Genomic DNA, 21990 nt, shown 5'->3' on the forward strand with positions numbered 1-21990 from the left:
GAAATGTCTGGACAATATACATCGGTACCTTATGGTTATGAGCCGCCTGCGGCCAGCCGCAAAGGCACACTGACTTTTTATGACTCGTTTGAACTTGTGACCGATGAGCAACTCGAACGTGCCGCTGCAACGGCGGATTCCCGTTCATTCGTACAGCTCGTGCTGTATCCTTTACACGAGAGCACGTTTAAGCGAATGAGCAAGGATACGATACAAGCCTATTACAAAAGGGAAGATCGCCTGCATGATTGGCGGCGGGAACATCCAACCTCCCGTATACGTGTGGAAGGACTGGAGGGTAAGAGAAAAAAATATACGCCTGTGGATAGCGCGCTGCGTCATATCACTGCAGAATACCCGGCCCCTCACTTTCTTTATTTGACGGTAGAGATGGCCAATATGTTTGCTTCATTTGATTCCTTCAAGGATTGGATCAAAGAGCTGCGCCTCATCATTGACGGATCGTCTGGAGACCTGCATCCCAGGTTGGAGCAAAATCGTCATCGCTGGGAATGGGCGGAATGAAGACATAGAATTAAGATGTCGATGTTGGTAAAAAGATCAGCTCGATGATTGTAAAAAACAAAAAAAAGTTGTGTTGTACACCGTAATTCCGGTGTACAGCACAACTTTTTTTATTATGTTTTTGCAACGAAGGACGAAGTCAGATCAAGTGACGTTACGGTTTTATTTTTACCCGTTCGTTTGGCGAGATACAGACAGGCATCCACTTCCTCGAACAATTTGTCTTTACTCAGATTGGGACTGTAGCTTTTGAGGCCGATACTCACCGTAATGGAAGCTCCTTCAAGTTCCAGATGGCCCATCAGGGAAATCTTCTGACGAATCTGTTCCACCAGGGCGTAGGCTTGCTCGAAAGACTGCTCAAACATCAATAAGGCGAACTCTTCGCCACCGTAGCGTGCTGCAATATCACTTGAGGTAATCGTCTCCTGAATGATCAGTGACACTTTCTCCAGAATGATGTCTCCAACCCGATGACCATATGTGTCATTAATGGATTTGAAATCATCAATATCGATCAGAGCCAGATGCATACTCATACCACTGTTGGCGTACTCAAATGCTTTTTCATAATAATCCTTGAATGAGCTTTGGTTGTAGAGGTTGGTTAAACCGTCTGTTTTGGACTGTTTGGTCATAATGGCGTTTCGCACAATAAGGTCCTGCTTGGCAAGCATGCTTGCCTGAAGATCGTCCAGCACTTCGACTCCGCTGGTTACGATAACCTGTGCTACATATGTACCAAGGATTAGAAAAGCCGGAATGGATACCATGTCAAATGAAGACAGGTACGATCGGTAATCTGGATCGAACAGAACCAGAAGATAACCCATCATCTGCATCAGAAAGACTATCCAGACTCTCTTTCTACTGAAGAACAGAACCGAAGCGAAGATGGGTAACAGACAGATCGCTAATATAATCCGAATGTCATAATTGACATGAATAATCGTCCAGGCAATAACCGTGCTGGCTATAGACATGGTGTAAAAGGAATATGAACTGAAGCGTCGATCAACCCAACTCGCAAACAAAATGCAAGAACTGCTGATGGCTGTAGGCCAGAACAGGACATTCATCAAGAAATCTGCAGGTGCGCGATCATATTCCAGAAACAGGAAACAGCCAATCTGAATGGCGAGATGTGCCATAATGACAATCCAGTAGGCATGGAGCATTTTTTTGATCCATTTGGAATGCTTGAACTCGTATTCTGTTGGAATGTGGCTATTTTGCGTATGGAAACTCTTCATATATCACCGCTGACTGCATCATAATGGTACGACAGAATTCTCTCGTATATGATGATTATAAATCACAATGAACAAAACGCAAATCATTAAATTCAAAGCATGAGAAGTAAGCTTACATTATATTACAGAGAGAACAGAAACTTTCCGAAAAGGGACATACAAATTCCGGAGGGAGCGTCATAGACTAATAATAGGCTCCGTTTCATAGGATTGTTATTCTTGCTGAAGGGGAGGTGACTTCCATTCCTCTTGTCGTTCGTTCAACCGTCAACGCTACGGGGGCAATTACGTTTACGGGCAATACGCTGGGTCTGAGCCGTTCCGATACGGTAGGGGTGCCTGGTACACAGGACAGCATCGGTGCGTTCACGACGACTAACGCAGACGTGCGTTTCGGAACGTATCCGCTGGGAACTACAAGTTTGTACCAGAGCAATAGTTCCGCCGCGAGTCTTGTGCTTCCTGCAGGGAGCACGATTCTGTATGCGGAATTAATCTGGGGCGGAAGTTATATCAATGGAACTGTCAATCTGAGCGCGGCGATCAACAATCCGGTAACGTTCATCACCCCTGCAGGTTCATTCAGTGTTACACCCGACCCGGCGACCTACAATCAATTTGATCTGGGGGGCGGTGGTGCTGGCTATGTACGTTCCGCCAATGTGACTACACTTGTACAAGGCGGGGGAGCAGGTACATATATCACTGGAGCGGTGGTAGGGACTATTGTTATTCCGGGTGATTCCACGGCCAATCATGCGGGGTGGACACTTGGGGTTATTTATCAGAATCCCAATCTCCCTTTTCGCAACATGTCTTTGCGTGCAGGCGGCGTACTGGTGCAATCTACTTCACCACCGGTAGTAACAACATTGACAGGATTCGCAACCCCCCTCTCTGGTGCACTAGGAGGTAGAGCGCTGTTCAGTGCCCAGGAGGGTGACGCGAATCGGACAGGAGATCAGGCGTTATTTGGACCCACTTCGGCGACATCAGTGGCCTTATCGGGACCGAACAATCTGGCAGCAAACTTTTTTGCCTCCCAAATCAATGGGGATACGGGAGCACTTAACACAACAGGCACGTTTGGCACACGAAATCAGACCAATGGAGCTCCAGGCTCGAACATTGTTGGCGGTCGTCAAGGTTGGGATATTACCAATGTGGATGTGTCTGCAAGACTGATTAACAATCAATCCTCGGCAGTACTGACGCTAACCACTTCAGGTGACGCGTACATTGTGAACGCGAATGCGATACAAGTTGATATCAATGCACCCAGGATTACAGTGGCCAAGGCTTCTGTGGCGACTGGAGCGGTCGCGGGAGACAGCGTCCTGTACACGGCAACGATTAGTAATGGGGGTACAGCCAGTGCTGCCAGTGTGGTATTGTCCGATACTCTGCCACCGGGTCTGACCTTCATTCCAGGCAGTGTCACGGTGGGAGGGGTGTCCCGTCCAACACTGGATGTGACCGCAGGCATACCACTGGGTTCATTAAATTTAAGTACTAGTATTGTCGTGACCTATCGGGCCCTGATCGTGAATGATACCAGCATCCTTCAACTCGTCAATTCGGCAAATGCAGCATTTACCTTTCAAAGCGTTGCAGGTGGTGCAGTCATTACAGGAGTCATTCCATCGAATAGTTCTACACTTCCTGTGTATTCACCTAACCTATCCATTGTGAAATCGGCAAATACAACAAACGCTACGGTCGGAGATCAGGTAACGTATACACTTCAAGTCGTTAATGGAGGAAACGTTTCAGCCAACGTTACGATATCCGATAATATTCCAAGTGGCAGCACCTATGTTGCCGGAAGTTTTCGCGTAAACGGAACAGTTGTTGCAGGAGCCAATCCGGTTACAGGGGTTAATTTGGGCAGTCTTGCAGCAGGAAGCACAACGACTATAACCTTTCAAGTCCTGGTCACGAACCTGCCAACACCGCCTACGTTGGTGGATCAGGCTACAGCTCCGTATTCATTCATTTCCGCTGACGGACGGACCATAACGGGTACGGTGGTGTCCAACACACTGACGATTCCGGTAACCTTGCCGAATGTAACTGTTGTCAAAAATGCAACGGTAACAGACGTTGCAGTTGGAGAAACCTTTACCTATTCGGTGGTCACGACGAATGGTGGCATACAAACCATTAGCAATGTCGTCCTAACGGATAGTCTTCCGGCGGGTCTTAATTTTGTGCCCGGAAGTGTGGTTGTCAGGGGTGTCAGTGTACCAGCAGCTAATCCAGCCAGTGGCATAGCCCTAGGTACATTGACGGCAGGAAGCTCCGCAACCGTGACATTTCAGGTTAATGTGCAGTCTTTGCCGGGTACCGGTTCGTTCGTCAATCGAGCGGTCGTATCTTATAGTTCAGGCACGTTTACAGGGATCTCCAACTCAAACTCCATCACAACGCCTGTATACCAGCCTGTGATTACAATCAATAAGTCGGCGAATCAGACTAATGCCACATTGGGAGATCAGCTTGCGTATACACTGCTCGTGACGAATAGCGGGAATATTGCAGCACAGGTGAACGTGACCGATACGATCCCGGCAGGTCTCACGTTCATTCCCGATTCGGTAACGGTGAATGGTACAGCACGTCCAGGTGTCAGTCCTTTAACCGGAATCACGCTGGGGAGCCTCCTGCCTGGAGGGAGTGCCACGGTGGTATTTCGCACGTCACTGACGACGCTCCCATCCCCGCCAACATTGGAGAATCAGGGAACTGGAAATTACACGTACCAGCTCCCGAGTGGACGTAATCTGTCAGGAAGTAGCCTGTCCAATATCGTTCGCATACCCGCTTCAGCTCCCAACATATCCATTGCCAAAACAGTTAATACAGCAGACGCCACTGTAGGGGATGTGCTCACCTATACGGTTGTAACCACCAATTCTGGCAGCGGGGCAGTTCAGAACCTGGTTCTCTCAGATACGCCTTCTGCTGGTTCAGAGTTTGTATCCGGGAGTGTCACCATTAATGGTGCCGCGGCAAGAAATGCAAGCCCGGTTTCGGGTATTGCTCTGGGGACGTTGAACAGCTCCAGCAGTATAACCGTGACCTACCAGACAAGAGTGACCTCCATTCCTGCTACAGGTTCGGTCAGCAACCGTGCAAGTACAGCTTTTACGTCAGGCAGTTTTAATGGTGTTTCCTCATCGGTGACAGTGAATACGCCGATTTTTCAACCTGTCATTCAAGTGGTGAAATCGGCCAGTACAACGAGTCTGACCGTGGGAGATACCTTTAATTACACCATCCAGATTACGAATACGGGCAATATTGCAGCGACGGTTACGTTAACAGATCCGGTTCCTGCCGGAGCCATATTCAATACCAACAGTGTCATCATTAATGGCTCGCCTGTACCTGGTGTCAGCCCAAACTCTGGAATCAGTCTGGGAGCACTCGCCGCGGGCGCAACCGCGACAGTCACTTTCCTTGCAACGGTCACTAGCCTGCCAGATGCAAGACAGCTGATTAATCAGGCTATTGCATCCTATAGCTACGCTCTTCCGAGCGGAAGGAATATTTCAGGTTTTGTTTCATCAAATACAATCACCATTCCCGTATCCCTGCCGAATGTAAGTATTGTAAACAGTGATAACCTAGATTACGCCGTATCTGGAGATGTCGTTCGATACACTTCAGTCATTCGTAACAACGGAACAGTAGCAGTGAGCAACGTGGTGTACGCGAACCCGCTTCCTTCGAACACCCCATTTATACCCGGAAGTGTCATTGTGAACGGGACGTCATTCCCGCTCTCCAATCCGACCGCCGGCATTCCAATCGGTACATTGGCCCCAGGGGCTGAGGTAACCGTAACTTTTGAGGTGAGGATAACTATGCCGATCCCTTCGCAGATTAACAATCAGTCGACGGTCAGCTTCACATCCGGTTCATTTTCGGGGTCATCATCGTCCAATACCACACAGACTCCGGTCATACAGCCACAGATTTCACTTGTCAAAACGGCGAATACAGCTAATGCAACCGTAGGTGATACGGTGGTATATACCGTGACTGTCAGTAATGCCGGTAACCTGGAGGCCAATGTAACGGTGACCGATACCATTCCGGCTGCAACCACGATTGTGCCGAACAGCGTGGTGGTATCCGGTGTGCCACAGCCGGGAGCAACACCAGCAGCAGGTATTCCGGTCGGTATTGTAGCAGCGGGAGCGACAGCTGTAGTCACGTTTGCGGTGGTTGTGAATTCACTTCCATCGCCTCAGCAGCTCAGCAATTTTGCAACGTCATCCTTTACATTTACACCTCCTGATGGAAGGACGTTAACAGGAACAGCCACTTCAAATACACTGACATTTCCCGTTTCTTCTCCCAACGTTGCTGTTGTCAAAAGCACTTCATCAACTGCTGCTGCCGTGGGTGATACAGTCAGTTATTCCATTCTGATTACGAACAGCGGTATTGCGCCGGTAAGTAATATTCAATTTTCCGATCCGATTCCTGCCGGAGCCATTTTCAACACAGGCAGTGTTACCGTGAATGGGGTGGCCCAACCCGGTTCCAATCCGGCAGGGGGGATATCACTTGCTACATTGGGACCTGGAGCATCCGTGACCGTGACATTCAGTGTAAGGGTCAATGAGATTCCACCGGGGGGGCAGTTGAGCAACCGTTCCACAGTCAGTTTTACCTCTGGAGCGTTCTCAAGCACGACGTTTTCCAATACAGTGGTCACTCCGGTGTACCAACCGATTCTTACAGCTCAAAAGACAGCAAGCACACAAAATGCCACTGTCGGGGACACCGTTAGCTATACGATAAACGTGAGTAACCAGGGGAACTACGGAGCCCAAATCAATCTGACGGATAACTTGCCAGCGGGTACCATTCTTGTTCCGAACAGTGTCATTGTGAACGGTCAACCGTTACCAGCTGCAAGTCCGGCAACGGGCATTCCCGCAGGCAATGTGGCTGCCGGGGCAACAACCACGATTACGTTTTCCGTAGTTATTGATACGTTACCAACCCCCCAGCAGCTCGTGAATCAGGCTTCGGTTGCGTTATCCTTTACATTGCCAGACGGGCGGAATATTACAGGGACCGTATTGTCCAATGTGCTTACGATTTCGGTTTCAGCACCAGATGTGGACGTAGTCAAATCCACGACATCAACTGCTGTTTCCGTCGGGGACATCGTAACCTACAGCATCGCCGTAACCAATAACGGAATTGCGAGTGTTAGCAATGTGATTTTCACAGATGCGGTGCCGGCAAGTACAATTCTTACCGCAGGCAGTGTATATGTTGATGGTGTTCTTCGCCCAGGTGCGAACCCCTCAACTGGAATAACGCTTGGTTCCATTGCACCGGGCATAACCGTCACGGTTGTGTTTAGTGTGCAGATCACATCTCTTCCGGCAAGTGCAGTCTTGAACAACCAGTCAACCGTGAGTTTCACATCCGGTGCATTCTCTGCTACCACATTCTCCAATACCATTACAACACCGGTGTACCAACCCATTCTGGCAGCAGTCAAAACAGGTGATCAGGCCATTGCAACTGTGGGAGATACGGTGGTATACAGTATTGCCATTACCAATACCGGGAACTATGGAGCATCTGTCACGTTAACGGATACCATCCCGGCTGGAACGGAGCTTGTACCGAATAGTGTCATTATTAATGGCGCTTCAGCACCTGGTGCTGATCCAGCTTCGGGTATCCCATTGGGTGTTGTATCCACAACAACTACGGTTCTGTTCTCCGTTGTGATCGTGACGCTGCCTCTGAGCCAGTCCATAACCAATCAGGCTTCAGCTACCTTCTCCTACACATTGCCTGATGGAAGAACATTGGGAGGCAGCATTACGTCGAACGCACTCAACATTCAAGTATCTGCTCCAAATGTCAGCGTAGTGAAGACTACTCCAGTCATTGATGCTGTGGTAGGGGATACGATCGTATATGAGATGGTTGTGAGCAATAACGGAATTGACCCTGTCAACAACATTGTGATCACCGATCCGATTAGCCCAGCCACTACATTTGTTACAGGCAGTGTTCTGGTGGACGGCGTCCCGCGTGCCTTAGCTAATCCGGCGCTCGGTATTGCTCTTGGTACGCTGGCACCGGGAGCATCTGTAGCCGTTTCGTACGCGGTTCGGGTCAATTCACTTCCAACGCCACCTCAAGTGAGCAGTCAGTCTTCCGTAAGCTTCACGTCTGGCGTTTTCTCGGGAGCGGCCTATTCCAATACAGTTATCACACCGATCTATCAGCCGATACTGGCATTAACGAAAACAGCCAGCACCTCCAATGCAACGATCGGTGATACCATCATTTATTCCTTTACCATTAACAACAGTGGAAATCTCGGAGCCAACTTGACCTTAACGGACAATATACCGGATGGCGCCGTACTGCTCCCCAACAGTGTTCTGATCAATGGTGTTCCACAACCCGGAGCCAACCCGGAATCAGGGATTGTGGTTGGTACGATACCGCCTGGGGGATCGGTGAACGTGACGGTTACGCTTGAAGTTACGGTGGATTCGTTGCCACAGAACCAGCAGTTGATCAATCAGGCCACTGCTAACTATACCTATAGTCCGCCAGATGGCCGTCTGTTGACTGGAACCGTATCTTCCAACGTGCTGGTGATCCCTGTATCTGCACCTAATGTTGTTGTTGTCAAAAGCACAAGTGCCATTGATGCTGTAGTTGGCGATGTAATCACCTATACGGTTGTCGTAACCAATAGCGGCATTGAAGTGGTAAATAATGTTGTCATGGTTGACCCTGTGCCGGTAGGCACGGTATTTGTAACCGGAAGTGTAACCGTGGATGGCGTGGCAAGACCTACCGGTAATCCGAATACAGGAATAACGCTCGGTTCCATTGCTGCTGGTGCTTCGGTGACCGTTACATTCCGAGTAGAGGTCGTTGTGTTATGAGTCCCAATTCCGGTCCGTTGTCCCACTGGCTTCAGAATCAGTCGTTGGTTCGATTCAGCTCGGGTACGACTGAACTGGAACAGGTGGCGTATTCCAATACAGTCATTACTCCATGGGTCGGGCCCAGGCTGGAAGTGAAAAAGCAATGTAATGTAGCTGTGGCTACACTCGGGCAGTCCCTGACCTACCTGATTGAGATTGTTAACACAGGCAATTGTACAGCTACTGTTCATGTCGTGGATTCTTTATCTGCCGAAACATCTCTTCTTCCCAATAGTGTATTACGTGATGGAATTCCACTACCCGGTGCTTCACCGGAGCATGGGCTGCCTCCAGCAGAGATCGCGCCAGGAGCAACGCTGAGATATCATTTTCAAGTCGTGGTGTTGCGGATACCCACTGGCTTCAAGCTGCTCAATCAAGCTCAGGTTAACTATGAGTTTGGGACATCCGAGGGCAGGACGGTCAGAGGTGTGGAGAGATCCAACACGGTGGAGGTGAGTATGGTCTCGTCCCGCCTTGAGGTCAGCCTTCAAGCCGAGCGGGGCCAGACTTTCTCAGGAGACATTGTTATGTACACCGTCATCGTGAGCAATCCGGGTTTTATTATAGCTACGGGTGCTCAGGTAACGATTGCTTTGCCTCAAGGTGTTGTTTTTATTCCTGCCAGTGTGATTGTGAATGAAATGTTCGCGCCTCAAGTCACGCCCGATACCGGAATAGAGCTTGGGGAGATTGAGCCTGGAAGTTCCGTTCGGATACAATACCGTGTTCAGGTCGTGGGGAGAAGCGATACGAACGGAATATCAAGCGTAGCTGTACTAACGTATATCTCGGCAGGTCAGCAGGAAACGGTCTACTCCAATGAAGTTACCTTGGAAGTGATACAGCCCCAGATCTCTGTGGTCAAAAGTGTACTCCCGGTAACGGCCACATGGGGGGATACCGTCCGATATAATATTACCGTCTCCAATGCAAGCAGCTATGCGGTGGATGGCACCCTGATGGATGTATTGCCATCAGGTATGACATTTGTCGATGGCAGTCTGGGCTGGAATGGGGTTAAACGTCCCGGAACCAATCTGGCCAAAGGGCTTAATCTGGGGACGTTGACTGCCAGATCTGTTCTGAATATTCAGTTCGAGGGCAAACTTGCAGAACGTGGTGAACTGATCCCTGATCAATACAGATATGTGAATCATGCCAGCCTGATGTATACATTTCGCTTGCCGGATTCACGGTCAGTGCAGCGGATGATTACATCCAATGAAGCTGTCGTCGAGTTGAAAACGCCGATAATCCAGGCTTATGTTCAAGTGGCGCCTACACTCGTTGAGCAGGGAGGCACAGTCACGTTCGAGGTGCGTGTGGTGAATACGGGCAATCTGCCAGCACGCGTACAATTGGGGGGCATTTTACCTGAGGGGGCTAAATGGCTTGGGCAAGCTGCGGGCCAGATCCAATGGAGCATTCCGGAATATTCCACGCCAAGGGTTCTGCATGTGGGGGAAATTGAGCCCGGAACGGAAAGGAACATCTCTTATGTAGCGCAGTTATCTTCAGAACAGACAGGTACGCTGCAAGGAACCCTGACCGTCATGTACACGTATGAATGGAATGGACAAAAACGTGCAGGAGAATCCCGATCGAATGAGTACAGCATCATTGTGGAGTATGGTGAAGAATAGGGGGGAACACGGTTAACGGTAACTTGCCTGAGGAATTTGCTCAATCTTGTGTGCCATGACATTACACAGACGTAAATGAATGGTATACTAATTGAATATGAACTCGGCAATCAACCCGTGGAATCGGGACGTCGGAGTAGAGGAGGCAGCCACATTGGCAAAAGCAAAAGTAGCAAAAAGACCCACACGGGATGAGTTTGAACTTGAAGAGTTGGGAAATCAGCTGGTTGAAGCCTTTCGTGAACGTTCGGAAGTACTGTTGACGGTATGGGGCAAGGAAGATCAGGTGCAAGGAGTCATTGTCAAAATGGACTCCCGTACACGACTCGTGCATGTAGAGTATACAGAGGAAGAGTTCACGGCGAAGGTACCTTTTCTGGATATCATGCGAGTGCAATCTCCACGGTACTGAACGAAAAAAAACAGCTTTTGAATAATTAGGGCATCCGCCCTGTCAAAGTCGTTCTTCCTGCATAAGATAACCCATACCTGTTGCAGAGGAGGTACGGTCAATGAGCGAAGTATTAGGTGGAGAAGCAAGAGGCTACGGATACGGAGGTTTCACTTCTGTAGGTGCCATTCTGGTTCTGTTCATCCTGTTGGTTATCATCTCCAAAGCGTTCTTGGTATAATCGCATATCTCTAAAGAATGAAAGAAGCTCTGCCATCGCGGCAGAGCTTTTTTGTTCGTTCAGTCATTGGCGAAATTTGTAGAAAATCGGTGTAAGTCCTGCAGTCGTTATGTTAGAATATAACCATCCCTAGAGAAAGAAAGAGGTGTTTTGAAAATGAGCAAAGAGTTAACAGAATCTTTAAATGAACAGATGAACTTTGAGTTTTATTCCGCTCATGTATATCTGGCTATGGCAGCCTATTGTTCCAGCAAAAGTCTGGATGGATTTGCGAACTTCTTCATCGTGCAAGCGGAGGAAGAGCGATTCCATGGCATGAAAATATACAAATTTCTGAATGATCGTGGACAACGTGCCACACTGGCGGCTTTGCCAGAACCGAAGAATGAATATGCTTCGATGCTGGATGTATTTGAGCATGGTTATGCTCATGAGCAGCAAAACACGAAAAAATTCTACAATCTGGCTGACATCGCCCTGAATGAACGTGAACATGCAACGATGTATTTCCTGAAATGGTTCATTGATGAGCAGGTTGAAGAGGAAGCATTGTTTGACAACATTATTCAGAAGCTGCGCCGCATCGAAAAAGACAGCAATGCCTTCTACATGCTGGATGCAGAGTTTGGCAAACGTTCGTTCACTGCCCCTGCTGAATAACTGTACGTTGGGAGTCGAGAAGATTCCAGCGACAAAAGATCATCTACATACAGCATGAGGTAATGATCCTGAAGCAATGGGGGCAATCCCCCTGCAAGGGATGATGGTTTGATGCCATATGCTGATTCAAGACGAAGAAGGCCTGCACTTGTGCAGGCTTTTTTTGCATGCAAAGATATTTAATTATTTAATTGATATGCTTGAATCGTAGCAAAAGTCTATCAAAATCCTGAATATGGGTAATAGAGGATATGTCACAATTGATCTATCCTGGCGGGATCTTATTTTTGCGCAAATCTATCAAATTCGTTTTAAATTTTAGGTTTATCTGACAAAAGTGTAACTCTACCGTAGCCTTTGAAGCGAGAACAGGAGCTGCTATCTTTGATAGTATTAGGATTAATCGCCAAGGGATGAAGGTAGAACAACATGGACACCCGGGGAAATATAACACATAAGGGAGACTTTTAATTATGCTACATATTCGCAAATCTATCATGGTCACACTTGCCATTCTATTAATCATTCCACTATTATTGCCGCAATCGGTATCTGCCAAATCAGCTACATCAAAGGATAGCGCAAACAAAGCGAGTTCCAAAATCATATACCTGACTTTTGACGACGGGCCAACCGCTCACACAGGTCAGTTACTCGATATTCTCGATCAATATAATGCGAAGGCAACGTTCTTCATGTTGGGCCCTCAGATGGAGCAGTTTCAGAAGGCTACCAAACGCATCGTAGCTGACGGGCATGGATTGGGCCTGCATGGTGTGACTCACGTTCCAAGCAAATTCTATAAATCTGCCTATAGCGGATTGAAAGAGATGCAACAGGCCAATGTAAGTCTGAACAAGGTTGCCGGAGTTAAAACAAGTCTTGTTCGGACGCCATATGGTAGTAAACCATATCTCAAGCCGGCATTTCGTAATGTGTTGTTAGGTCAGGGTGGATTCCATTTATGGGATTGGAATGTGGATTCGGAAGACTGGAAATACAAGAAGGATCACCAGAAAGTCTATAACAGTGTAATGAAGCAAATCCACAATGTGCAAAAGAGCGGAACAACGCCTGTTGTGCTTATGCACGACCAGGAAGCGACGTTGAAGGTCCTGCCACAAGTGTTGAAAACATTGAAGGCAGAAGGGTATCGTTTTGAAGTATTAAGCAAGAAAGTACAGCCGGTTAACTTCTGGAACGACAAGCGTTAATCTTTTGATATTTTGAATCAGACATTAGATCGATCCTGACTACACATTGGACACAACTCACAACCAAGGAGGTACACAACATGAAGAAACAACCATTGTGGATGACCATTCCGGTAACGACAGCCGTTTTACTTGCGCTAGCAGGGTGTGGCGGACCGGATTCGAATGCTGCATCATCAGAGAATAGTTCTTCACCAACGACAACAGTGGGTCAACAGACCCAGAGCGGAAGCGGTGGTGCTGATTTCTCTAACGAAAATGAAGCGGGAACCAAAGAGAATACGGGCACAACAGATAATGAAGACACATCCGGATCGAAGGCAAATGACAACCAAGGTGCTAATGGTCAGGTGAGTGTGAATAAGGTGATCCAGCAAGTTCGTAACCAGTTGACGATGAAGGATGCATCTTTACCCACATCCTTTACGTTAGAGAAGGGCGAATATGTGGGTGCGGCAATACTGTCCAATACTGCTGATGCATTTAAGGTAAACTTTTACGCTACCACTCAGTCTGTTGCCATTAATGATCAATCTTTAACTGCATCCGACAGTAAGATACCTGTACTGGCTTCCTATGAAATGAAGACCTATAAGGACCCGAATCAGTCAGAAATTTTTCCTGAGACGGACCTGAAAGATATTCCAACAGACATGGCTGTGGATCTGGGACATGGCATCCAAGGCTTGAGTGAAGGTGCGGCAGGCAGTCAATATCTGACGTGGCAAGAAGGAAGATGGACGCTGCAAATTCGCTCGGTTTCCGAAGATAAGATGAATAATCCGGGTATTGCGAAGAAAATGGTGGAGTATCTGGAGTCACATACATTGCCTGTACCGAAAGATAAAGGGTATATCAACGTGGAATATCCAAGTGGAGGAAAGTCTGTCCATGTAACGATCTCATGGCAAGACGGTCATCAAATTTATCAGCTCAAGACCGAGCAAGTGCCACTGGAAGCTCTTGGTATGGCTGTATCTGTGAAATCATAAGCGTTTCGCAAATATTCTGCAATGCACAAGAATTGAATGTCAGATTGTTATAATAAACATAAAAAGCTTGGCCAAGGAAGTGTTTTCCTAGGCCAAGCTTTTTTACTAGCATGTTATTACGACTGACTTGTGCAGCCGGGAACATACTTATTTATGTTTCAATGGGTTAAAGCGGTACTTTCATTTGAACCACCCTTTTTCCTTGGAGCGAGTGATAGCCTCAATGCGGTTACTGGCATTTAACTTGTTGAGAATAATGGAGATGTAATTACGTACCGTGCCCGTTGTGATAAACAGATGTCCGGCAATCTCCTTTGTATTCTTCCCGTCTGCCATGAGGCCAAGTACGGCGTTCTCACGTTCAGTCAGAGGATTCTCTTCTACATAAGCCTCATCGACCAGGTCGGGAGCGAAGATACGTCTGCCATTCATGACTTGGCGGATCGCCTCGGCAAGTTCTTCAATTGGACTGTCTTTGAGCAGATAACCACGGACACCACCCTTAAGGGCACGTTCGAAATATCCGGTCCGGGCAAAAGTGGTCAGGATAATGACCTTGCAGCTCATTCCTTTGAGTTCTTCTGCGGCTTCGAGGCCGCTTTTCACGGGCATTTCTATATCCATCAGACAGATGTCTGGTGCAAGTTCTTGCACCAGAGCAAGGGCTTCCTGGCCGTTGCTGGCACGTCCGACGACTTCCATATCTTCTTCCAGATTAAGTAGGGAAGACAAGGCACCGAGCATCATGCGCTGATCTTCTGCAATTACAATCCTGATCATGATTCTGCCTCCTTTATCGGTTTGCGGACGAGTTTGGGCACATGAATAATGATTGCTGTACCCTGGGTGTCTGTACCAGAGCGGATATCCAGACAACCATTCACGAATTCAAGTCGTTCCTTCATGCCCAAAATTCCTGTTCCGCGCCGATCCGTTTTGCGAGTTCGTTCTATTCCGACACCGTTATCCTGCACGGTTAGTACATTATCCGCTAGTGTTTCCTTAATGACGATGGTACATGTTGTTGCCTGACTGTGTTTGACCACATTGGTGACGGCTTCTTTCAAGCACATACCAAGCACATTTTCATTCAATTGCGACGTGTCTTGCAGCTTCGGATTACCTTCAAGTACAAATTCAATCGAAGCGGCCTTCAGAATCTGCTCTGCCCGGAACAGTTCATCGACCAATTGTGTACCACGCATGGTTGTTACCATTTCGCGGACTTCCTTCAGAGCTGTGCTTGCCGTTTGTCTAAGGTCGTTCAATTCAATCTCGGCCTGATCGGGATTATTGCGGAGCAGGCGCTTCGCGAGATCGGTTTTCAGACCGATCAGAGAGAGCTTCTGTCCAAGGGTATCGTGCAGGTCACGAGCGATACGTTGACGTTCTTCCATTTTCACCAGATCATCGAGTCGTTTGTTGGCATTCTCCAATTGGCCTTCCAATTGTTCAGTCTTATTTTTATTATACGTACTGATTGGAAGCAGGATGGAGGCCATTAAGCTGATGAATACAAACGGGAACTGACTCACGAGCAATGAACTCTGATTGATAAAACCATAATTAATGGTTAGAAAGCTGGCTCCCAAATTCACCGAGTAGAGGGTGAAAAAACCGGCTTTATTTTTAATATTCCCAATAAAAAAAGCAAGAAACAACGAGAAATAGGCATAATCATAAGCGATGGTCATCGTAATGGATATGGCAATGAGCAATCCAATCCACATGTACACCTGCCAGCCCTTGGTAATGAAGGCGAGCAGATAACAGACGAAGAAGACGAGAATGATAATAATGCCGGTCACCATCGTCCATAATTTGGAATATTGTGAAATGTAATAGAAGGGCAGGATGAAAAAGACCAGCCATACATAAGGATTTAACCCTGTATTTTTATAAAAAATCTGCATCCACTTTTGAATGTAATTCTCCTCCTTGCACTTGTACTCAACTTTAGCATGACTGTAGCATGACTATGGCTTGAATACAAGAAAACGAATCCGACAGAGTTAAGGCTTCTCTGTCAGACCCGCTGGATTGGTTACTCGGATAGGCGGTTGAACATACGGCTTGCGGGATAAGCTTTTGAGCTGTTTGAAACTAATAAATTGTTTGGATTCTTCATCCCATAAGCGGAAGCGCAGGGCAACCAGGCTGGAACGTAGTGTAATAGTCGTTGCTTTTTGCAAGGGTGGTGTTGCGTTATGTGCTTCTTCCAAGAAATAGTTAGGTACACGCGGGCTCAAGTGATGCACATGGTGAAACCCGATATTACCACTGATCCATTGCAATAATTTTGGTAATTTGTAATAAGAACTGCCTTCAACAGCTGCTTTTACATAACTCCATTCATCTTCATGTTCAAAGTACGTTTCTTCGAACTGATGCTGAACGTAGAACAACCAAATGCCGAAGAAACCGGAGAAGAAGAATACAGGTGCTTGCACCATAACAAAAGCCTGCCAGCCAATTAACCAGCACATGAATGCATAGAGTCCAACGATCAAGGCTGTGGTCAAGTGAGTATTAATGCGCTCTTTACGTCGTGCGCCTTTGCGGTTAAAGCGATAAGCGAGAATGAACACATAGATTGGTCCGATGCAGAACAATACAAACGGATTACGATAAATCCGGTAGAAAAGACGACCCCAAGGAGAAGCTTCTTTGTATTCGTCAACCGTCATGACCCAGATATCACCTACACCACGTTTGTCGAGATTACTGCTGGTTGCGTGATGGATGGAATGCTCGGCTTTCCATTGTTGATAGGGTGTCAGTGTTAATACGCCTGTAATGGTACCGAGAATATCATTGGCACGTTTGCTTTTAAAGAATGAACCGTGACAGCAGTCATGGAAGATAATGAATGTCCGTAGTACAAATCCGGATGCCACCAGGGCAATCGGGAAGGTTAGCCAGTAGGAAACCGATAAGCTAAAGTAAGCTGCAGCCCATAGCAAGAAGAGCGGGAGCAATGTATTGATTAACTGACGGATACTTAATCTGAGATCATTTTTTTCGTAAGGGGTGACTTCTTTTTTTAGCGCCATTTCTTTGGTTCTACTCATTGACGTGTGTCCTCCTTCAATCGTTATAACTGTAATCAGCTACAACTTCACGTTTCCCGGTAAGACTTTCCTCTAGGAAGCGTTTTTATCATTGTAAAACAATACACCCATGACAGTAAGTCATAAACGTCAGCCCTTTATAATGATGAACATCAATGATGGACCATGACATTTGTCATGGGTGTATGGTGGTGAATGGCTTTGTAGAAGAGAAAAGAGAAGGGTTTTGTAAATTCCTTTGCACAAATTACGTAACAATTTGTATTATGTATACAAATTTTGTTGTGGGCATGGTAAAATCTATCTTTGAGTGATTATGACAACTTATGAGACGGGTCGATTAGGTTGATTTCTGATGGATTGGATGGAATGCATAATGAAGAAACGAATTACGGATATTCTATTTATTATGGCAGGTGCATTTCTGTTTGCACTGGCGGTGAACCTGTTCGTCATCCCGAACGATTTGGCTGAAGGCGGCGTCACGGGCATCACGATTATTTTGTATTACCTGTTTGAATGGTCTCCTGGACTGATGAACTTGATCCTGAACGGTATTCTGTTAATTGTGGGATATCGGTTTCTTGATAAAACGACTACGGTGTATACAATTATTGCGGTCGTATTCAACTCGTTGTTCCTGCATCTGACGGAGAGCTGGACAATTGCATCGGATGAACTCTGGATCAATACCATCTTTGCTGGCGTATTTGCCGGTCTTGGTATTGGCTTGATTGTTAGAGTGGGAGGCACAACGGCGGGTACCGTGATCTTGGCCCGACTTGCCAACAAGTATCTGGATTGGAATATCAGTTACGGACTTCTGTTTTTCGATCTGATTGTGGCCTTTTCCTCATACTTCATCATTGGCCCACAAGGATTAATGTGTACCATTGTCCTGCTGTTTGTCGGAACCAAAACGATGGAGTTCATTATTGAAGGACTCAATCCGAAAAAAGCAGTTATGATTATTTCTTCCAAACAGGATGAAATTGCGAAGCAAGTCATTGAGAAGATGGATCGCGGAGTAACTGTTCTGTCCGGTCATGGCTACTACACGAAAAATAAGAAAGAAATTCTATACATTGTGATTAGCAAACAGGAAGTTTCTATGTTGAAGAAAATTGTTCGAGCAGAAGACGAGATTGCTTTTATCACCATTCATGATGTGCGTGATGTCTTCGGTGAAGGATTCATTGAACTTTCCAAGACTTGATACACTTATATAGAAGAAAGAAGTTGCGGTGAAAGCTCACTGCAGCTTTTTTTTGTTGCGTTGATGTGGGAATATCATGTCATCTATTGGAGCATAAAAAGCTGTACACCCCCAAAAGGCGGTGATATATTGAATTTAATTAATTTGTTAATAAACTTAACTAACTATAAAAGGAGGGGATAAGATGGCTGGCACACCGCAATATATCCGCAATCTGAATGAAAATCTGATTATGGATGCTCTGATAACTCAGGGAACCATGTCGAGAGCGGATATCAGCCGTCAGACCGGACTTAGTAAACCCACAGTGTCGTCGGCGATCGAACATCTGATTGATCGTAATCTGGTGAGGGAAACCGGGAGAGCTGACAACGCCCAGGGTCGCAAAGCAACGCTCATCCGTTTCAATGAAACGGCTTATTATGTCTGTGGCATAGATCTCGGAGCAACACGTATTCGGATCGCATTATCCGATCTGAATGGAGAGATCATCGCCTATCGAACGTATCCCATGGTAGTTCAAGCAGCCAATGACCAAGCACAAGCGACGATACTGGAGCTTCTTCGAAGTCATATGAACGCATTGCTTGAGGAAAATCATCTGAACTGGAATCAGATACAGTGCATCGGGTTTGGCATACCGGGTGTAGTTCTACCCGAAAAGGGGCGTATCAGTCGTATTGTGGACCCGTTAGTGGGTCTGGAACAAGCCTTCTCGCTGGAGTCGTTGTCAGGAGCATTCCCCTGTGAAGTAATCTTGGAGAATGATGTGAATCTTGCGGCGCTGGGGGAGTACAGGAGTGGTGCAGCAGCAGGTTATCCTTTGTTTGTTTTTTTCTCCATCGGGACAGGTACGGGCGCTGGTATCATGGTGCATGGTCAACTGCTTCGAGGTCTTGGTGGGTTAACCGGAGAGATTGCCGAGATGCTGATGGAGGATGGCCGTCGTCTGGAGGAAGTGCTATCAGCCGATGGTCTGATGCAGCTGGCGAAACGTCATCTTTATCTGCATGATGAACTATTGGTAGCTGCTGATTCGGGTGCGGATGTAGATGTAGATGTAGATGTAGATGTAGATGTAGATGCTCTTCGCAGACATTTGACTCCCGAGAAGTTATTTGAAGCTGCACGCAGTGGAGAAGTAGAGGCGTTAGAGATTCTTAAGCAGTATAGCCAGATGCTTGCTTCAGCTCTGCGTCAGATTAGCGTGGTGCTTGCTCCTGATCTGATTGTGCTTGGCGGAGGCGTAGGAGGGAACGGTGATGTGCTGTTACCGTTATTGAGACAGATCATATCTGAGCATTTCCCGGTGCAGCCACAGTTAATCTGCTCCAAGCTTGGTGAGCAGGCTGTTGTTACTGGTGCGGTGCAGGTGGCTCTACAACAAACGATGCTGAATCTTCAACAGGAAGTCATGGAATAAGAGATTGGATTTATACATGTGAGGAGGGAAATAGGATGACAGAATCCATGAAAAACGTAAGTAATGATCGCCAGTCCAATCAGAATGGTACGGTTGGAGGGGAGCGATCCGGCTGGATTGCAGGTATTGACATTGGAGGTACCAAAACATTAATGCTCTTGTCATCACAACAGGCTGGAAGTGAAGTTCGTGAATGTCGGTTGCCTACTCTTGCCAGTGATCAGCCGGATGAGTTCTTCCGTTGGTTATTCGCTGAATTGGAAACGTTCTGCCGTGAGGTTGGATGCAGTCTGGGTCAACTTTCGGGAGTAGGCTTGGGATTCCCTGGTGTGATTCTACAGGAGGAGGGAATACTGCGAAGTGCCCCAGCTTTTCAGTGGCCTGAGCAAGATATTCGCCCTGTTATTTCGAAGTATTACGGCGGCAATATCATGCTGGATAATGATGTGAACATGGCTGCGATGGGAGAATATGATCAAGGGGCAGCACAGGGACATCAGCATTGTGTAATGGTCACGGTTGGAACAGGCATTGGATCTGCTCTTATCCTGAATGGACAGCTGTATAGCGGTCAGAATGGAGCAGCAGGCGAGATTGGGCATTTCATTGCAGGAGACGAAGGGCTTCATACCGGTTACGTTGCGGATGCGGATTCCTTTGGCGTATTCGAGCAAGCGACTTCAGGTACGGGAATTACCGAACAGGCGAGGCGTTATTTTGCAGATGGAAAAGGAAGTGCCGGTTCCCTGATCATGAGTCTGGCAGGGGAGAAAATGGAGCAGATCGAAGCCAGACATGTATTCAAAGCAGCCGAATCTGGTGATGTTGCTGCACTGGAGATCCTGGAACTACCCATGCGTTATATGGCGAGAGGTCTGGCGAATATTATAGCTTTACTCAATCCTTCCATTATTGTGATCGGTGGTGGCGTGGCAGCATCCAACCCATCCTATTATCTAAATGAAGTACGTACACGCCTTGAGCGATATACTGTACTGCCTGCGCGTCTAGCTGTTGCTGAACTGGGGAACAAAGCAGGAGCGATCGGGGCATTGGCTGCAATCAGGTCGAGTCTAACACGGACATATCAATAGAGAATAGGCGAAGCGACTACAGAATTAAAGGATGGAGATCCGGATGAGAAGCAGACATATGAAGGCTTACACAGAGAAAACAAAAGCCGATTCCAAAGATGCAAGACGTGTTTTACTCAAATTGCAGGGCCTGTACCTGTTTATGGGACTTGCGGGAGGCATGTTTAACCCGTACATTAATCCCATATTGGTTTCCCAAGGTTTTTCCAGTAAAGAAACCGGATTTATCATGGCATTTGGCACACTCGTATCTATTATTCTTCAACCTATATGGGGAATTCTGGTAGATAAGTTTAAAAAGACACGGTTCGTACTGGTCATAAGCCTGCTTATTCCTGCATCGTTAGCGTACTTCTACAATATTCAAGTGTACATTATATTAATATTGATTTATACTTTATGCACTATATTCCAAGTGACTCAAATACCTGTGGCTGACTCCTATGCGGTTACCGCGGCGAGGGCAGCCGACACCTCATATGGCATGATCCGACTCTTCGGCAGCATAGGAACGGGAGTTGGTGGATTCGCAGCAGGGATGTATCTCTCTCAGTTTTCCATTCACATGTTATGGCTGCCATTCCTAATGTTTAACGTTCTGAGCGCCATACTGGCAAGTACACTTCCCCGGCAGACGAGCATCTCCTCGTCCTCGGTAACCTTCTCCGTAGGTTTGGCAAGATTGCTCCGAAACCGGACATTCCTTCTATTTCTAACAGGTTGTTTCCTGGTTAACCAAACGCTTACTGCATTTAACTCCTTTTTCGTTATTTCATTTCAGATGGCTGGCGGTTCTGTGACCATGACAGGTACGGCGCTGTTGCTCGCGTCGATTACCAATGTTCCATCTATGTTGGCGGCGGCATTCATCCTCCGAAAATGGGGACATGAACGGACGATGCTGCTTGCAGCCGGGGCGTATATGTTACGTTGGGGAATCCAATGGCTATGGCCGACACCTGAGGTGATGATTGGCGTTCAGGTGCTGCATGGCTTATCCTTCGGATTCTTCTATATCGCAGCAGTGGAATATGTGGCTTCTGTTACGGGACGGGAAATGCAGGCCACAGGACAAAGTTTATTTAACATGGTATTTGCCGGCCTGGGCGGAATTGTTGGTAATATGCTTAACGGATATTTACTCGATTCCGGCGGCCCATCATTGATGTATCTGTCTTGCACGATCAGTGCGGCACTAGGATCAGTGATTCTGTATATCGTCAGCAGGCAGGCCAAAGAACAGAGAAGATCATACTCATTAGAATAGAGAGGGAA

At 47.1% G+C, this 21990-nt stretch carries 16 protein-coding genes; 12 read left to right on the forward strand and 4 right to left on the reverse strand.

Annotated elements, in window-relative coordinates; translation table 11 throughout:
• Positions 1–3 precede the first annotated feature (3 nt).
• Positions 4–525 (forward strand): hypothetical protein, encoded by a 522-nt coding sequence (locus MKX75_RS12330; RefSeq protein WP_076330864.1) that lies wholly within the window; start codon positions 4–6, stop codon positions 523–525.
• Positions 526–638: 113 nt separating this feature from the next.
• On the opposite strand, the gene MKX75_RS12335 is transcribed toward MKX75_RS12330, so the two are convergent.
• A complete protein-coding gene (locus tag MKX75_RS12335) occupies positions 639–1778 on the reverse strand; it encodes a GGDEF domain-containing protein (protein ID WP_339169779.1) in 1140 nt (379 codons plus the stop codon).
• Between the two features lie 233 nt (positions 1779–2011).
• On the opposite strand from MKX75_RS12335, the gene MKX75_RS12340 reads away from it, so the two are divergent.
• The 7 genes from MKX75_RS12340 (at position 2012) to MKX75_RS12370 (ending at position 13911) form a co-directional block, all read left to right on the forward strand.
• Positions 2012–8725 carry a hypothetical protein gene (locus tag MKX75_RS12340; RefSeq protein ID WP_339169780.1) on the forward strand — a complete coding sequence of 2238 codons (6714 nt, stop codon included), beginning with the start codon at positions 2012–2014 and terminating at the stop codon, positions 8723–8725.
• Positions 8722–10413, forward strand: coding sequence for a DUF11 domain-containing protein (locus tag MKX75_RS12345; RefSeq protein WP_339169781.1), 1692 nt, complete (start codon positions 8722–8724; stop codon positions 10411–10413). Before MKX75_RS12340 ends, MKX75_RS12345 begins: the two co-directional genes overlap by 4 nt.
• Positions 10414–10567: 154 nt before the next feature.
• Positions 10568–10825: a YolD-like family protein gene (locus MKX75_RS12350; protein WP_036608707.1), complete on the forward strand. Its 258-nt coding sequence runs from the start codon at positions 10568–10570 to the stop codon at positions 10823–10825.
• A 100-nt stretch (positions 10826–10925) separates the two neighbouring features.
• The gene (locus tag MKX75_RS12355; protein ID WP_024631887.1) at positions 10926–11045 is read left to right on the forward strand and encodes a hypothetical protein; all 120 of its coding nucleotides are present in this window, start codon (positions 10926–10928) and stop codon (positions 11043–11045) included.
• 156 nt (positions 11046–11201) lie between these two features.
• Positions 11202–11705: a ferritin gene (locus MKX75_RS12360; protein ID WP_062834066.1), complete on the forward strand. Its 504-nt coding sequence runs from the start codon at positions 11202–11204 to the stop codon at positions 11703–11705.
• A gap of 473 nt (positions 11706–12178) precedes the next feature.
• Positions 12179–12919 carry a polysaccharide deacetylase family protein gene (locus tag MKX75_RS12365; RefSeq protein WP_062834067.1) on the forward strand — a complete coding sequence of 247 codons (741 nt, stop codon included), beginning with the start codon at positions 12179–12181 and terminating at the stop codon, positions 12917–12919.
• 80 nt (positions 12920–12999) lie between these two features.
• The gene (locus MKX75_RS12370; RefSeq protein WP_339169783.1) at positions 13000–13911 is read left to right on the forward strand and encodes a hypothetical protein; all 912 of its coding nucleotides are present in this window, start codon (positions 13000–13002) and stop codon (positions 13909–13911) included.
• A gap of 180 nt (positions 13912–14091) precedes the next feature.
• Here MKX75_RS12370 and MKX75_RS12375 read toward each other — a convergent pair whose 3' ends face one another.
• The 3 genes from MKX75_RS12375 to MKX75_RS12385 form a co-directional block, all read right to left on the reverse strand.
• Entirely contained in the window at positions 14092–14691 is a 600-nt protein-coding gene (locus tag MKX75_RS12375; RefSeq protein WP_062834069.1) for a response regulator transcription factor, read from the reverse strand.
• Complete coding sequence (locus MKX75_RS12380) at positions 14688–15836, reverse strand: sensor histidine kinase (protein WP_076330869.1); 1149 nt, start codon at positions 15834–15836, stop codon at positions 14688–14690. Before MKX75_RS12380 ends, MKX75_RS12375 begins: the two co-directional genes overlap by 4 nt.
• An 87-nt stretch (positions 15837–15923) precedes the next feature.
• Positions 15924–16982 carry a fatty acid desaturase gene (locus MKX75_RS12385; RefSeq protein WP_062834071.1) on the reverse strand — a complete coding sequence of 353 codons (1059 nt, stop codon included), beginning with the start codon at positions 16980–16982 and terminating at the stop codon, positions 15924–15926.
• Between the two features lie 376 nt (positions 16983–17358).
• Here MKX75_RS12385 and MKX75_RS12390 point away from each other — a divergent pair, with 376 nt between their 5' ends.
• The 4 genes from MKX75_RS12390 to MKX75_RS12405 all read left to right on the forward strand — a co-directional run bounded on the left by MKX75_RS12390 (position 17359) and on the right by MKX75_RS12405 (position 21982).
• Positions 17359–18198, forward strand: coding sequence for a YitT family protein (locus MKX75_RS12390; protein WP_062834072.1), 840 nt, complete (start codon positions 17359–17361; stop codon positions 18196–18198).
• Positions 18199–18382: 184 nt separating this feature from the next.
• Positions 18383–19621 carry an ROK family transcriptional regulator gene (locus MKX75_RS12395; RefSeq protein WP_339169785.1) on the forward strand — a complete coding sequence of 413 codons (1239 nt, stop codon included), beginning with the start codon at positions 18383–18385 and terminating at the stop codon, positions 19619–19621.
• A gap of 35 nt (positions 19622–19656) precedes the next feature.
• Positions 19657–20715: an ROK family protein gene (locus MKX75_RS12400; RefSeq protein ID WP_339169786.1), complete on the forward strand. Its 1059-nt coding sequence runs from the start codon at positions 19657–19659 to the stop codon at positions 20713–20715.
• A 43-nt stretch (positions 20716–20758) separates the two neighbouring features.
• Entirely contained in the window at positions 20759–21982 is a 1224-nt protein-coding gene (locus MKX75_RS12405; RefSeq protein WP_339169788.1) for an MFS transporter, read from the forward strand.
• The last annotated feature ends 8 nt before the right edge of the window (positions 21983–21990 follow it).

Origin of the sequence: Paenibacillus sp. FSL R5-0341, from assembly GCF_037975235.1 — a bacterium.
Taxonomy (GTDB): Bacteria; Bacillota; Bacilli; order Paenibacillales; family Paenibacillaceae; genus Paenibacillus; species Paenibacillus amylolyticus_A.

What these genes read in the sequence shown, in the direction of transcription:
- MKX75_RS12330 (WP_076330864.1), top strand. Translation starts at nt 4, where the DNA reads ATGTCTGGACAATATACATCGGTACCTTATGGTTATGAGCCGCCTGCG.
- MKX75_RS12335 (WP_339169779.1), bottom strand. Translation starts at nt 1,778, where the DNA reads ATGAAGAGTTTCCATACGCAAAATAGCCACATTCCAACAGAATACGAG.
- MKX75_RS12345 (WP_339169781.1), top strand. Translation starts at nt 8,722, where the DNA reads ATGAGTCCCAATTCCGGTCCGTTGTCCCACTGGCTTCAGAATCAGTCG.
- MKX75_RS12355 (WP_024631887.1), top strand. Translation starts at nt 10,926, where the DNA reads ATGAGCGAAGTATTAGGTGGAGAAGCAAGAGGCTACGGATACGGAGGT.
- MKX75_RS12360 (WP_062834066.1), top strand. Translation starts at nt 11,202, where the DNA reads ATGAGCAAAGAGTTAACAGAATCTTTAAATGAACAGATGAACTTTGAG.
- MKX75_RS12365 (WP_062834067.1), top strand. Translation starts at nt 12,179, where the DNA reads ATGCTACATATTCGCAAATCTATCATGGTCACACTTGCCATTCTATTA.
- MKX75_RS12370 (WP_339169783.1), top strand. Translation starts at nt 13,000, where the DNA reads ATGAAGAAACAACCATTGTGGATGACCATTCCGGTAACGACAGCCGTT.
- MKX75_RS12375 (WP_062834069.1), bottom strand. Translation starts at nt 14,691, where the DNA reads ATGATCAGGATTGTAATTGCAGAAGATCAGCGCATGATGCTCGGTGCC.
- MKX75_RS12385 (WP_062834071.1), bottom strand. Translation starts at nt 16,982, where the DNA reads ATGAGTAGAACCAAAGAAATGGCGCTAAAAAAAGAAGTCACCCCTTAC.
- MKX75_RS12390 (WP_062834072.1), top strand. Translation starts at nt 17,359, where the DNA reads ATGAAGAAACGAATTACGGATATTCTATTTATTATGGCAGGTGCATTT.
- MKX75_RS12395 (WP_339169785.1), top strand. Translation starts at nt 18,383, where the DNA reads ATGGCTGGCACACCGCAATATATCCGCAATCTGAATGAAAATCTGATT.
- MKX75_RS12400 (WP_339169786.1), top strand. Translation starts at nt 19,657, where the DNA reads ATGACAGAATCCATGAAAAACGTAAGTAATGATCGCCAGTCCAATCAG.
- MKX75_RS12405 (WP_339169788.1), top strand. Translation starts at nt 20,759, where the DNA reads ATGAGAAGCAGACATATGAAGGCTTACACAGAGAAAACAAAAGCCGAT.